This window comes from Brevundimonas sp. GW460-12-10-14-LB2, from assembly GCF_001636925.1.
In the GTDB taxonomy this organism is placed as follows: domain Bacteria; phylum Pseudomonadota; class Alphaproteobacteria; order Caulobacterales; family Caulobacteraceae; genus Brevundimonas; species Brevundimonas vesicularis.
Genome location: NZ_CP015511.1, coordinates 2,272,436 through 2,285,652 on the forward strand (window position 1 = coordinate 2,272,436; position 13,217 = coordinate 2,285,652).

A 13,217-nucleotide genomic window follows, 5' to 3' on the forward strand; every position below is an offset into this window, starting at 1 on the left:
AATGGTGCTCGCCGCCGGCCTGGGCACGCGCATGCGCCCCCTGACCGACGACCGACCCAAGGCCTTGGTCGAGGTGCAGGGCCGCGCCTTGATCGACCATGTGCTGAACCGTCTAGCGGAGGCCGGCGTCGAAAAAGCGGTAGTGAATGTCCACTGGTTCGCCGACCGGCTGGAAGCGCATCTGGCGGCGCGCGGCCAAAATTCTAAAAATCGGGGCCCCGCAATCCTGATTTCCGACGAACGCGCCGAACTGCTGGAGACCGGCGGCGGGCTGAAGAAGGCTCACGCCCTGCTGGGCGAGGAGCCCGTCTTCGTCGCCAATATCGACAGTGTGTGGATCGACCGAGGCGACGCCCTCGCCGACCTCGTCCGCCTGTGGAACCCTGAGACGATGGACGCCGCCCTGCTGCTGGCCCGCCGCGAAGGCTCCATCGGCTTTGAGGGCGACGGCGATTTCTTCATGGCCGACGACGGAAAGCTGACCTTCCGTGGCGACGCCCCGTCCGCGCCGTTCGCCTATATGGGCGTCCACATCACCCGGCCGGGCTATGCAGATCGCGGCCCCGACGGCCCCTTCTCCCTCAGCCCCCTTTGGCGCAACTCCGCCGCTGAGGGACGTCTGTTCGGCTGTGTCCTGGACGGAGACTGGATGCACGTCGGCGACCCGCAGGCGCGGGATGAAGCCGAGGCGAAACTGGCGGGAGAGGCGTGAGCGTCTTCGATCCCTTCCTCGGCGACACGCCGCGCTGGTACGCCATCCCCGCGCACCGGCCGTTCCTTGAAGACCTGGCCGCCGGCGTCCTGGCCTGGCTGGGCGATCTGCCGCCCGAAACCCTGTCGGACGCCACCATCCTGTTGCCCAACCGCCGGGCGGCGCGCGCCTTCACCGGCGCCCTCTCCAAGCTGTCGCAGGGTCGCCCCGTTCTGCTGCCTCAGGTGCGGCCGCTAGGCGATCTGGAGGAGGACGAGCCGCCGTTTACGCCCGGCGCCCTGGGTCTGGACCTGCCGCCCGCCATCCCCGCCCTGACCCGCCGGTTCGAGATGGCGCGGATGATCGTCGAACAGTTCGATGCGTCCCTGAGCCCGATGCGCGCGCTGGACCTGGCCGACGCGCTGGGCGGCTTCCTCGATTCCTGCCAACTGGAAGAGATTCAGAACCCCGAGCGGATCGCGACCCTGGTCGACGGCGAAATGGCCGAACACTGGGAACGGTCGGCCGAGTTTCTGGGTCTGGCGGTCGAGGCCTGGCCGAAGCGTCTGGCCGAACTGGGTCTGGTCGATCCGGCCTGGCGTCGCGCGACCCTGCTGCGCCGCCTCGCCGAGCTGTGGGACCGCGAGCCGCCGCGCCAGCCCGTCATCGCCGCCGGCTCGACCGGCACGGTTCCCGCCGCCGGCGACGTGCTGAAGGCCGTGGCCAGGGCGCCGCTGGGCTGCGTCGTCCTGCCCGGCCTCGACCTGGATCTGGACGCCGGCGTCTGGGACCGGCTGGACGAACAACATCCGCAAAGCGCGATGAAGCGGCTGCTGGACCGCTGCGACATCGTGCGCGAAAGCGTCCGCCCCTGGTTTCGTCCCGCCGTTCCTGCGGCCGTCGAGGCGCGCGGATTGGCGCGCCAGCGGCTGGTCAACGAGGCGCTGCGACCCGCCGAGGCCACCGACGACTGGCGCCGCGCCATCCGCGACATCCGCTCGGCCGCCGCTGCGCGCAGCGAGGCGCGTGATCCGATCGCCGAGGGCTTGCAGGGCCTGTCCCTTCTGTCCGTCCGCGCGGAGGAAGAGGCCGCCGCCGCCATCGCCCTGATGATGCGCGAGACGTTGGGAACGCCGGGCAAGACCTGCGCCCTGGTCACGCCGGATCAGGCCCTGGGCCGCCGCGTCGCCGCCCGGCTGGAGCGTTGGGGGGTCATCCCCGATTCGTCCGCCGGCGCCCCCCTGTCGCGCCTGCCCGCCGGCGCCCTGGTCGATCTGTGCGCGCGCTGGATCGCCGATCCGGTCCAGCCCCATCTGCTGCTCGCCGTGGTCAAACATCCGCTGGTCCGGTTCGATCTGGGCGACGCTCCTCAGGCCGCCGCCGTCGCCGCGCTGGAGGAACACGCCCTGCGCGGTCCCCGCCCGCGCGACTTCGCCGCCATCCACCGCCGCCTGCTGGAGGCGGTCCAGCCCGACCGGCGCGGCAAGGCGCCGCCGGAATGGAAGCAGGCCAGGCTGTCGGGCGCGACCCGTTTGGTCGATCAGCTTCAGGCCGCAGTCGAAGCCGCGACCGCCGTTTTCACCCCCGACGCGGATCTGAACGTCGCCGCCTCGGCCCTGACCCGGCTGATCGAAACCCTGGCCGGCCAGAACGCCTGGGCCGGCCCCGACGGCGAGGCCGCCGCCGCCCTGTTGTCCGGCCTGATCGAGGGCGGGGCGTCGTTGGGCCGCATCCGCCGCGGGGAACTGGCCGAACTGGTTACATCCTTGATCAAGGAAAACGTCGTGCGGACCGGCGGGGCCACCCATCCGTCGCTGCGCATTCTAGGGGCCATCGAGGCGCGTCTGGTGCGCGCGGACCGGATGATCCTGGCCGGGCTGGAGGAGGGCGTCTGGCCCCAGGCGGCCCCGACCGATCCCTTCCTGTCGCGCCCGATGCGCAAGGCCCTGGGCCTGCCGCCGCCCGAACGTCGCCTGGGCCAGACGGCGCAGGATTTCGTCCAGGCCGCCTGCGCCGACGAGGTCATCCTGATCCACAGCGAGCGGCGCGGCGGACAGCCCGCCGTCCGCTCGCGCTGGCTGTGGCGGCTTGAGATGTTGACGCGCGGGGCCGGCGTGGCGTTGCCGCGTCCCACGACCGTGCTTGACTGGGCCCGCGCCCTGGACGCGCCCCCGCCCGGCCCGCCCCGGTTCGCCAAACGGCCGGAGCCGCGCCCGCCGGTGCATCGCCGTCCGCGCAGCCTGTATGTCACCCGCATCGAACGCTGGGTGCGCGACCCTTACGCCATCTACGCCCTGTGGGTGCTGGGGCTGGAGGCGATGGAGCGGCCCGGCGCATCCGCCGAAGCGCTGGCGCGGGGCAACGCCGTCCACGCCGCCATCGAGCGGCTGACGCTGGACTGGCCGAACGACCTGCCTGACGACTGCGAGGCCATCCTACATGACCATCTGCTGCGCGAACTGGGCGCACGCGGCTTCGAGGATGCGGCCATGGCCCGCGAGGCGCCGCTGGCCCGCAACTGCGCCCGCTGGCTGACCGAGTTCGAGCGCCGGCGTCGGGCGCGCGGCGTCGATATCCTGGTGGAACAGCAGGGGACGATGATCTTCGACGCCCCCGCTGGCCCCTTCACCGTCAAGGCCTTCGCCGACCGGATCGAACTGGCGTCCGACGGCGCGGCGGTCATGGACTTCAAGACCGGGGCGGCGCCGTCCGCCAAACAGGTCAAGTCCGGCTTCGCGCCGCAACTGACCCTGACCGCCGCCATCCTGGCCGACGGCGGGTTCAAGGACACCAACGGCCCGGTCACGCCCGACGAACTCACCTATGTCCGCGTGGTCGGGCGAAAAACGGCGGGCGAAGTCGTCACCCGCGCCTCGGGTCTTGAGGCCGCCGACCTGGCCCAGGCGGCGCTGGAGGGGCTGAAGCGCCGGGTCGCTCGTTTCGACGACGAGAACACGCCTTACGTCTCTTGGGCCGCGCCTCAGTTCATGGGCAATCAGGGCGGCAACTACGACCATCTGGCCCGCGTCTGGGAATGGTCGGTGATCGGCGACGGCGAGGACAGCGAATGACCGCCCCCTCCCCTCAGATCATCGCGGCCGATCCGCGCCTGACCGTCTTCGTCACCGCCAACGCCGGTTCGGGCAAGACCACCACACTGGTCAACCGGGTGGCGCGACTGCTCTTGGACCAGGTCGATCCCGGCGCCATCCTGTGCGTCACCTACACCAAGGCCGCCGCCGCCGAGATGCAGGCCCGGTTGTTCGACCAACTGGGCGGCTGGGCCGTGCTGGACGACGAAGAGCTGTCCAAAAAGGTCGCGAAACTGGACGACGGCGACCCAAAAACTCTCGACGGCCAAGCCCTGTCCCGCGCGCGCAAGCTGTTCGCCCGCGCGCTGGAGACGCCGGGCGGCCTGAAGATTCAGACCATCCACGCCTTCTGCGAAAAACTGCTGCGCCGGTTCCCGCTGGAGGCCGGGGTCTCGCCCCGCTTCACCGTGCTGGAAGACCAGGCCGCGACCGCCCTCAGCCACGCCGCGCGCGAGGACCTGGCCCGCGCCGCCGTCGCCGATCCGGACGGCCCCATCGGCCAGGCCTACAGCCATTTCGCCGTCGAACTGGACTGGCAGCGATTCCAGGCCCTGCTGTCGATGATCGAGGCCAAACGCGCCGACCTGCTGGACTATATCGACCGCGCCGAGGCCGGGACCGCGCCCGATCCCTGGGCCCTGACCGGCGCCGAGCGCGACCGCAGCCCGGAGGATCTTGAACAGGACTTTATCGCCTGGATCGACTGCGCCGAATGGAACCGCATGGCCGAGGCCATGGAAACCGGCTCGGCCAATGACAAGAAGATCGCCGACGCCATGAGCGTCGCCGCTCCGCCCTACGCCGGGTTCGCGGCCTTGGCCGGCGTCTTCTGCACCCAGGCGGGCGAACCGCGAAAGAGCATGGGCACCAAGTCGGCGCCGCAGGGCGCGGTCGGCTGGCTGCTGGACCTCCAGGCCAAGTTCCTCGCCACGCGCGAAGCCCTGCGCAAGGCCAAGGTCGCCGACGATACGGTCAAGGTCCTGACCCTGGCCCGCGCCCACGCCGCCTTTTACGAAGCGGCCAAGGCCCAGCGCGGGGCGTTGGACTTCCCCGATCTGGTCGCGCGGGCCGCCGCCCTGCTGACCCAAAGCGGGGCCGCCGCCTGGGTGCTGTACAAGCTGGACGGCGGGGTCGATCACGTCCTGATTGACGAGGCCCAGGACACCGCCCCCGAACAATGGGCCATCGTGCGCGCCCTGACCGGCGAGTTCTACTCCGGCGAAAAGTCCGGCCGCACCGTCTTCGCCGTCGGCGACGAGAAACAGTCGATCTACTCGTTCCAGGGCGCCCGACCCGAACGGCTGCGCCAGGAACGCGGCGCCTTCCTCGCTCTGGCCGAGGGCGCCGGCGAACCGTTCGCCGGGCCGGAACTGAACACCTCCTACCGCTCGACCGAAGAGGTGCTGGCTTTCGTGGACGCCGTCTTCGCCGACCCCGACCGCACTCGCGCCCTGACCGGCCCGCAGGGCGATATCGCCCGACACCTGCCCGCCCGCATCGGCCAGCACGGCGCCATCGACCTGTGGCCCCTGTTCCTTGACGAGCCCGCGCCAGAAACCGACGCCTGGGACGATCCGGTCGATCAGGAAGGGGCCGGCAGCGCCAGAAAACGCCTGGCCCGCGACCTGGCCCGCGAGATCCGCCGTCAGGTCGAAAGCGGCGTCGCCGTCTTCGATCGCAGCACCCGCGACCTGCGCCCCGCCGGCTATGGCGACTACATCGTCCTGGTCCGCCGCCGCGACGCGACCTTTGAAGAGATCATTCGGGCGCTGAAGACGGAAGGGCTGCCCGTCGCCGGGGCGGACCGGCTGAAGCTGTCCAGCCATATCGTCTTCGACGACCTGATCTCGCTGGCGCGTTTCGCCCTCTTCCCCGACGACGACCTGTCCCTGGCCGAGGTGCTGCGCAGCCCGCTGTGCGATGTGGACGAGGACGGCCTGTATGCGCTGGCCGGGCGCGAAAACCGCAAGGCCGGCCAGCTGTGGCGCGACCTGCGCGACCGGGCGCACGAACGCCCCGAATGGACCCGCGCGCGTGATGCGCTGCAGGCCGCCATCGGCGCGCGCGGCGGCGATCCCTTCGCCTTCTTCTCCCAGGCCCTGAACCGGGTGGACGCCACCGGCCGTTCCGGCCGCGCCCGCATCCTGGCCCGGCTGGGGCGCGAGGCGGAAGAAGCCATCGACGAAACCCTGAACCAGGTGCTGGCCGCCGAAAATCGGGGCGCGATCGATCTGGAGACCTGTCTGGCCCAGTTGGAGGCCGCAGACGTCGAGGTGAAGCGCGAACTGGAGGGCGCGCGCGGCGAGGTCCGCGTCATGACCGTCCACGGCGCCAAGGGTCTGGAGGCGCCCATCGTCATTCTGCCCGACACCACCATGAAGGCGAAGGCGCAAGGTCCGTCCCTGATGCCTGCGGTCACGCCGGAGGGCGAAGGCGGGGCCTGGCTGATGGCGCCCGGCTCGGCGAAGGACGACTGCCAGGCCTCGGCCGACGCCCGCGCCGCGCGCCAGGCCCGCACCGACGACGAGACCCTGCGCCTGCTCTATGTCGCCCTGACCCGCGCGCGCGACCGCGTCATCGTCATGGGTCGCGCCTCAAGCCGGGGGGCCGAGGCCGGCAGTTGGTGGTCGATCCTCGAGGAAACCTTCGACCGCTTGGGCGATCAGGTGCGCGAAGTCGAAAACGGCGTGCGTCGCTATGGCGTCGACCCCGAGCGTCGCCCGGTCGCCGTCGATGAAATCCGGCTCGCCGCCGCCCTGCCCTCTTGGGCCGCCTCGCCGCCGCCGGCCGACGCCGCCGCCCGCTTCGCCTCGCCGTCGCGGATGGAGGGCGGCGCGATCCGCATCCCCGCCCCCTCGCCTTTGGCCAACCGCGCGGCCGGCGGGGCATCGCTGGGGCGGTTCCGGCGCGGAGACCTGGTCCACCGGCTGCTGGAACGCTTGCCCGAGATCGCGCCCGCCGACCGCCCCGATGCCGCCCGACGCCTGCTGGCCCGCGAGACCGATCTGGACGAGGCCCAGCGCGCCGAGATGATCGCCGCCGCCTTCTCTGTGCTGGACGACGCCCGTTTCGCCCCCGTCTTCGGTCCCGGCTCCCGCGCCGAGGTGGCCCTGACGGGATCAGCGCCCGACCTGCCGCCCGGCGTCGCCATCAACGGCCGCATCGACCGGCTGGTGGTCACGCCCGAGAAGGTTCTGGTCGTCGATTACAAGACCAACCGCCCTGCGCCAGACGCCGTCGAGGCGGTCGATCCCGCCTATGTGCTGCAGGCCGCCGTCTATGTCGCCGTGCTGAAGCGCCTCTATCCCGATCGCTCGGTCGAGGCCGCCCTGGTCTGGACCGACGGACCCAAGCTGATGCCCATTCCGGAAACCCTGCTGGCGGCGGCGCTCGCCAGCAGTTGAATTGCCCGCGATTCGCTCCCACATCTGCGACCGAACCCGGACGCTCCGGCCAACATCAACCTGCGCTCAAGCAGCGAGGCGCCGCGCGCCGAGCGATAGCGCCCAAGGAGCCATTCATGGCGACTGTAAAAGTTACCGACGAAAGCTTTGACGCCGACGTCCTGAAATCCTCGACCCCGGTCCTGGTCGACTTCTGGGCCGAATGGTGCGGCCCCTGCAAACAGATCGGCCCGGCGCTGGAACAGATCGCAGACGAATTGGGCGGTCAGGTCACCGTGGCCAAGATCAACATCGACGACAGCCCCATGACTCCGTCCAAGCTGGGCGTGAAGGGCATTCCGACCCTTATGCTGTTCAAGGACGGCCAGATGGCTTCGATGAAGGTCGGCGCCATGCCCAAGGGCAAGATCGTCGAATGGCTGGCCGAGGCCGGCGTCAAGGCCTAAGCCTTTTCGGCCCTGTCAGATCAAGCGCCCGCCGGTCCGACCGGCGGGCGTTTTTCATGCTAGGATGGCGCCATGAGCGACGAAGACACCCCGAACCCGGCTGACGACATTCCCGGCGAGACCCCGGTCCAGAAGGCCCTGCGACTGAAGAACGCCCGGCTGGATGCGCGCGCCAAGCCGCCGCGCGGCGGTCGATTCCAGCGCGAACAGGCCGCCCGCATCGCCGCCGGCAAGTCCAAGCCCTGGATGACGCGCTAGACCGAACTCTGGGTTTGGTCGGACGCAGTCCATCCGAACCCAGAGTTCGGTCCAGCATGACTCTGGAGCCTGATTCACGGCATCGATGAAATCGCGAAGCGATTCCATCTCAACCGATCAGGCTCTAGACCGGCCAGGTTTCCTCGCTGGCGCCCAGGACCTCGCCGGCCAGATACAGCGATCCGCAGATGGCGACCCGGCCCGCGCCCAGGCGTAGCGCCAAATCCAGCGCCTCGCCCACCGATCCCGCCGGGGTCGCCGCCAGCCCATGCCCGCGCGCCACGGCCGCCAGGGCCGCAGGCTCTGCCGCCGCGCCGTCGAAGCCGACGGTGAATACCGTCGCCTGACTGTCCTTCAGCGCAGCGAAGAAACCGCCCGCGTCCTTGTTGTTCAACATGCCGCAGATCAGGGCCAGGGGACGCGGCGCCCGCGCCTGACGCTCAGCCAGAAACGCCGCCAGCGCCCGCGCCGCGTGAGGATTGTGCCCCCCGTCCAGCCACAGCTCCGCCTCCGCCGCCTTGGCCGCAGCGCCGTATGGACCCGCCGAAACCCTCTGAAGCCGGGCGGGCCAACGCACGCGCTTCAGCCCCTCGGCGATCGCAGCCTCGGGCAGGTCCAGTTCGACCGCCGCCGCCACGGCCAGGGCCGCATTGTCGATCTGGTGCGCGCCCGCCAGGGCCGGCGCCGGCAGGTCCATGAACAGTTCGGCCGTCTGGAACGCCAGGCCGCCCCGCTCTGCCCAGGCGTCGAAGTCGACCCCCAGCACGTTCAGCCGCGCGTGGACGTCGGCGGCGCGCCGTTCAATGGCGTCCATCGCCTCTTCCTTCTGTCGCGCGATCACGGCCGGCGCCCCGGCCTTCAGCACTCCCGCCTTTTCCGATGCGATGGCGGCCAGGTCCGTGCCCAGGAACTCCGCATGGTCGTAATCGACCGGGGCGATAACGCTGAGCAGCGGCAGCTCGATCACATTGGTCGCGTCCAGCACCCCGCCCAGACCCACTTCGATGATGGCCAGGTCGGCGGGCGTCTCGGACATGGCCAGAAAGGCGGCGGCGGTGGTGCTTTCGAATACCGTGGCCTCGCTGTCCGTCTCGGCCATGACCGCCTCGATCCGGTCCAGGATCGCGTTCAGATGATCGTCCTCGATCAGCGTTCCGGCTAGTCGGATCCGCTCGTTGAACCGGACCAGATGGGGCGAGGTGTAGGCGTGCACCTTCAGCCCCGCCGCCTCGGCGATGGCGCGGATCAGGGCCACGGTCGATCCCTTGCCGTTGGTGCCCGCCACATGGATCACCGGCGGAAGCTTGTGCTGCGGATCGCCAAGGGCCGCGCACAGCACGCGCATTCTTTCCAACGAAAGGTCGATCCGCTGGGGGTGGCGCGCGCGTAGTCGTTCGGAGACGGGATCCATCCGCCTCCTTTACCCCCTGATTTCGAGAACCGCGACATGACTTCCAGGCCGCAGATCAGAACCGCGGCGCGCCTCGTCCTCGCGGCCGTCTTCCTGGGCGCGGGCGTGCTGCATCTGATGGTCCCCGGCCCCTTCGCGCGGATCACGCCGGCGTGGATTCCGCAGCCGGCCCTGGTCGTGGCCCTGACGGGGATCGCCGAACTGCTGGGAGCGGCGGGTCTGACGATCCCGCGCCTACGGGTCGCCGCTGGCTGGGCGCTGGCCGCCTACGCCGTCTGCGTCTACCCGGCCAACATCCAGCATGCCGTGAACTTTATGACGTCGGGCGCAGGGTTAGGCTGGGCCTATCACGGCCCGCGCCTGCTGTTTCAGCCGGTCATCGTGTGGTGGTGCCTGTGGGCCTCGACCGCGATCGACTGGCCCTTCAGGCGGTCTCAGGCGGCGGCGCGCGTGCCGCCCATCAGAATGGACAGGATCTGACCCAGGGTGCGCGGCAGGTCGGCGCGGGTCACGACCCGGTCCACCATGCCCTTTTCCTGCAGATATTCGGCGCGCTGGAAGCCGGGCGGCAGCTTCTCGCGGATGGTCGCCTCGATCACACGCGGTCCGGCGAAGCCGATCAGGGCGCCCGGCTCGGCGATGTGGACGTCGCCCAGCATGGCGTAGGAGGCCGTCACCCCGCCCGTCGTCGGGTCCGTCAGGACCACGGCGTAAGGCAGTCTGGCATCCTTCAGCTCTTCAACGGCCAAGGTGGTGCGCGCCATCTGCATCAGCGACAGGGCGCCCTCCTGCATCCGCGCGCCGCCGGCGGCGGTGAAACAGACCAGCGGAACCTTGCGGCTCACCGCCTCGCGCGCCGCCTTGATGAAGGCCTCGCCCGCCGCCATGCCCAGCGACCCGCCCATGAAGGTGAAGTCCTGGACGATCACGACCGCGTCCTGACCGCCGACCGAACCATAGCCGATGGCCATGGTGTCCTTGCGGCCCGCCGCCTTGCGCGCCGCATTCAGGCGATCCTTGTAGGATTTGCCGTCCGAGAATTTCAGCGGATCTTCCGGCACGTCCGGCGTGTCGATGGACTGGAAGACGCCGCCGTCGAAGGTGGCCTTCAGGCGGGTCGGCGCATCGATGCGCATATGCCGGCCCGACGGCGTCACCCAAAGGGCGGCCTCCAGGTCCGAGCGATACAGCATCTCGCCGCTGTCGGGATCCTTGACCCAGAGATTGTCCGGGGTGTCGCGGCGCGACACGATCTTGCGGACGCCGGGCGCAAAGCGGCTCAGCCAGCCGCCGCGCTTTTCCTGAGGCTTGGTCTTGTCGTTCATCCGCGCGCTCTTAGACGGTTTCCGCCACGGAAGCACTAGCGGCGACGGATCGAACCGCATCGCCCAGCGCCTTCACCCGGGCCAAAACGCGCGCCGCGACGGGTTCGTTCGCCTCCAGCGCCGCCGCCACCTCGTCCACCAGGGCCGAGCCCACGACCACCGCATCGGCGACGCGGGCGATCTCGGCGGCCCGTTCCGGCGTCTTGACCCCGAAGCCGACCGCGACCGGCAGGCCCGAGGCCTTGCGCACCCGCTCTACGGCCGGCGCCACCACATCCGCGTTCGCTTCCTTGACGCCCGTCACGCCCGCGACGGCGACATAATAGACGAAGCCCGACGTGCCCTGGACCACGATCTTTAGCCGCTCGTCATCCGAGGTCGGCGTCGCCAGGCGGATCAGCGAGATCGAAACCTTGTCCAGCGCCTCGATCAGAGGCCCGGCCTCTTCCGGCGGGCAGTCCACCACGATCAGCCCGTCGATGCCGCAGTCGGCGGCATAGGCGGCGAAGGCGTCATAGCCCAGGCTCTCGATCGGGTTCAGATAGCCCATCAGCACGATGGGCGTGGCGTCGTCGCCCTTACGGAATTCCTTGGCCAGATCCATGGTCGAGCGCAGGCCGAAACCCGCCGCCATGCCCCGGATCGCCGCCCGCTGGATCGGCGGCCCCTCGGCCATCGGATCGCTGAACGGAAAGCCCAGTTCGATGATGTCCGCGCCCGCAGCCGGCAGGCCGTTCAAGATCGCCAGCGCCTCTTCGCGCGACGGATCGCCGCCCATCACATAGGGAATGAAGGCCGCACGGCCCTCGGCCTTTAGCGCCTTGAAGCGCGCGTCGATACGGGCGGTGGTCATTGTTGCGGCGATCCGGCGGCGGCCGGCGGTGTCGCGGCCGCAGAAGCCGCGCACACGTCGCCCGGAATGGTGGCGAAGCCCAGATAGCCGGGCAGTTCGGCGACGGCGGTCTTGGTGGTGTCGTAGAAGGCGACCATCTGCATGCCGTCGCAGCCGCCGGCCTCGCGGCGCTTGATGAAGACGACGCGGTTGTCGTCGCCGCCGGCGGCCAGCCAGTTCTTGGTTTCCAGATCGGCGATATAGGCGTCGGCCAGAGCGCCGATCTGGCCCAGTTGCGCGGTCACGCACCAGGCCCGCCCGGTCAGATTGTTCAGCCCGCCGCAATCGGGCGACAGCTCCGCGCCCGGCAACAGGCCGACGTCGGCCGGACCGCCTTGCGGCGCAGCGGGGGCCGGCGTTTGGGCCTGCGCAACGGCGGCGGACAGGCTCAGGACGGCGGTCGCCGCAACAAGAGTACGGATCACAGGTTCACTCCCAGATGTTTGGCGACCTGGAAGATGTCCTTGTCGCCGCGCCCCGACATCAGCAGGACGACGTCGCCGCCCTTGCCGACTTCGCGCGCCACTTCGCCCGTCCGCGCCAGAGCGTGGGCCGGCTCCAGCGCCGGAATGATGCCTTCCAACTTGGAGCACAGCTGGAACGCTTCCAGCGCCTCATTGTCTGTCGCCGAGCGGTATTCGGCCCGGCCGATGTCGTGCAACCAGGCGTGTTCTGGCCCGATGCCCGGATAATCCAGACCAGCCGAGATCGAGTGCCCCTCGACGATGTTGCCGTCTTCGTCCTGAAGCAAATAGGTCCGATTGCCGTGCAGCACGCCCGACCGCCCGCCCTTAAGCGAGGCCGCATGATCCGGTGTATCCAGCCCATGGCCGGCCGCTTCGACGCCGATCAGGCGCACGCCCTCGTCCTCGATGAAGGGGTGGAAGGCGCCGATGGCGTTCGAACCGCCGCCGATGCAGGCGACCACGGCGTCCGGCAGCCTGCCCATCCGGGCCATCGACTGGCTCTTGATCTCCTTGCCGATTACAGACTGGAAATCGCGCACCATGGCCGGATAGGGGTGCGGACCCGCCGCCGTGCCGATGATGTAATAGGTGTCCGAGACGTTGGTGACCCAGTCGCGCATCGCCTCGTTCATCGCGTCCTTCAGGGTCGCGGCCCCGGCCGTGACAGAGAAGACTTCCGAACCGAGCAGACGCATGCGGAACACGTTCGGCTGCTGCCGCTCCACGTCCACCGCGCCCATATAGACGGTGCAGGGCAGGCCGAAGCGCGCCGACACGGTCGCCGAGGCGACGCCGTGTTGCCCCGCGCCGGTCTCGGCGATGATGCGCGTCTTGCCCATGCGGCGCGCCAGCAGGATCTGGCCCATACAGTTATTGATCTTGTGCGCGCCCGTGTGGTTCAGGTCCTCGCGCTTCAACCAGATGTTGGCCCCGCCGAAATGTTCGGTCAGGCGCTCGGCGAAATACAGCGGGCTTTCGCGACCGACGTAATGCTCCAGATAACCGTCAAGCTCGGCCTGGAAACTGGGGTCCGCCTTGGCCGCCTTGTAGGCCGCGTCCAGCTCGTGGATCAGCGGCATCAGGGTCTCGGCCACAAACTGACCGCCATACGGACCGAAGCGACCCTGCGCGTCCGGCCAGGCGTAGGCGTTCGACAGCGGCTGGGTGGAAGCGGCGGCTTGAATGGGGGTCTGGGCGTTCACGGTTTCGACTTTCACGCGGAGAGGCGTCG

At 69.7% G+C, this 13,217-nt stretch carries 11 protein-coding genes; 6 read left to right on the plus strand and 5 right to left on the minus strand.

The annotated features are described in order from the left end of the window. Position 1: 1 nt before the first annotated feature. The 5 genes from murU to A4249_RS11300 all read left to right on the plus strand — a co-directional run bounded on the left by murU (position 2) and on the right by A4249_RS11300 (position 7,891). The gene (gene murU, locus A4249_RS11280) at positions 2-712 is read left to right on the plus strand and encodes an N-acetylmuramate alpha-1-phosphate uridylyltransferase MurU (RefSeq protein WP_066555115.1); all 711 of its coding nucleotides are present in this window, start codon (positions 2-4) and stop codon (positions 710-712) included. Further along, a complete protein-coding gene (gene addB / locus A4249_RS11285; protein ID WP_066552681.1) occupies positions 709-3,762 on the plus strand; it encodes a double-strand break repair protein AddB in 3,054 nt (1,017 codons plus the stop codon). Before murU ends, addB begins: the two co-directional genes overlap by 4 nt. Further along, entirely contained in the window at positions 3,759-7,187 is a 3,429-nt protein-coding gene (addA, locus tag A4249_RS11290) for a double-strand break repair helicase AddA (RefSeq protein WP_066552682.1), read from the plus strand. Before addB ends, addA begins: the two co-directional genes overlap by 4 nt. A gap of 116 nt (positions 7,188-7,303) precedes the next feature. Continuing rightward, positions 7,304-7,633, plus strand: coding sequence for a thioredoxin (gene trxA / locus A4249_RS11295; RefSeq protein WP_017506226.1), 330 nt, complete (start codon positions 7,304-7,306; stop codon positions 7,631-7,633). Between the two features lie 72 nt (positions 7,634-7,705). Then, a complete protein-coding gene (locus A4249_RS11300) occupies positions 7,706-7,891 on the plus strand; it encodes a hypothetical protein (protein ID WP_066552684.1) in 186 nt (61 codons plus the stop codon). Positions 7,892-8,015: 124 nt separating this feature from the next. Here A4249_RS11300 and A4249_RS11305 read toward each other — a convergent pair whose 3' ends face one another. Then, positions 8,016-9,302 (minus strand): bifunctional folylpolyglutamate synthase/dihydrofolate synthase, encoded by a 1,287-nt coding sequence (locus tag A4249_RS11305; protein ID WP_066552687.1) that lies wholly within the window; start codon positions 9,300-9,302, stop codon positions 8,016-8,018. A 36-nt stretch (positions 9,303-9,338) separates the two neighbouring features. On the opposite strand from A4249_RS11305, the gene A4249_RS11310 reads away from it, so the two are divergent. Further along, positions 9,339-9,782: a DoxX family protein gene (locus A4249_RS11310; RefSeq protein WP_066552688.1), complete on the plus strand. Its 444-nt coding sequence runs from the start codon at positions 9,339-9,341 to the stop codon at positions 9,780-9,782. Here A4249_RS11310 and accD read toward each other — a convergent pair. Genes accD through trpB form a run of 4 tightly spaced genes read right to left on the minus strand, consistent with a single transcriptional unit; the run spans position 9,737 to position 13,143 of the window. Next, positions 9,737-10,627, minus strand: a complete 891-nt coding sequence (accD, locus tag A4249_RS11315) for an acetyl-CoA carboxylase, carboxyltransferase subunit beta (protein ID WP_066552693.1) — start codon at positions 10,625-10,627, stop codon at positions 9,737-9,739. The two genes, A4249_RS11310 and accD, sit on opposite strands and share 46 nt — an antisense overlap. A gap of 10 nt (positions 10,628-10,637) precedes the next feature. Then, positions 10,638-11,480 (minus strand): tryptophan synthase subunit alpha, encoded by an 843-nt coding sequence (trpA, locus tag A4249_RS11320; RefSeq protein WP_066555120.1) that lies wholly within the window; start codon positions 11,478-11,480, stop codon positions 10,638-10,640. Beyond that, positions 11,477-11,944 (minus strand): hypothetical protein, encoded by a 468-nt coding sequence (locus A4249_RS11325; protein WP_066552695.1) that lies wholly within the window; start codon positions 11,942-11,944, stop codon positions 11,477-11,479. Before A4249_RS11325 ends, trpA begins: the two co-directional genes overlap by 4 nt. Beyond that, positions 11,941-13,143, minus strand: a complete 1,203-nt coding sequence (gene trpB / locus A4249_RS11330; protein WP_442854500.1) for a tryptophan synthase subunit beta — start codon at positions 13,141-13,143, stop codon at positions 11,941-11,943. Before trpB ends, A4249_RS11325 begins: the two co-directional genes overlap by 4 nt. Positions 13,144-13,217 lie beyond the last annotated feature (74 nt).

Bases quoted from the DNA above. Each gene is read 5' to 3' on its own strand.
- murU (WP_066555115.1), top strand. From the start codon at position 2: ATGGTGCTCGCCGCCGGCCTGGGCACGCGCATGCGCCCCCTGACCGAC.
- addA (WP_066552682.1), top strand. From the start codon at position 3,759: ATGACCGCCCCCTCCCCTCAGATCATCGCGGCCGATCCGCGCCTGACC.
- trxA (WP_017506226.1), top strand. From the start codon at position 7,304: ATGGCGACTGTAAAAGTTACCGACGAAAGCTTTGACGCCGACGTCCTG.
- A4249_RS11300 (WP_066552684.1), top strand. From the start codon at position 7,706: ATGAGCGACGAAGACACCCCGAACCCGGCTGACGACATTCCCGGCGAG.
- A4249_RS11305 (WP_066552687.1), bottom strand. From the start codon at position 9,302: ATGGATCCCGTCTCCGAACGACTACGCGCGCGCCACCCCCAGCGGATC.
- A4249_RS11310 (WP_066552688.1), top strand. From the start codon at position 9,339: ATGACTTCCAGGCCGCAGATCAGAACCGCGGCGCGCCTCGTCCTCGCG.
- accD (WP_066552693.1), bottom strand. From the start codon at position 10,627: ATGAACGACAAGACCAAGCCTCAGGAAAAGCGCGGCGGCTGGCTGAGC.
- trpA (WP_066555120.1), bottom strand. From the start codon at position 11,480: ATGACCACCGCCCGTATCGACGCGCGCTTCAAGGCGCTAAAGGCCGAG.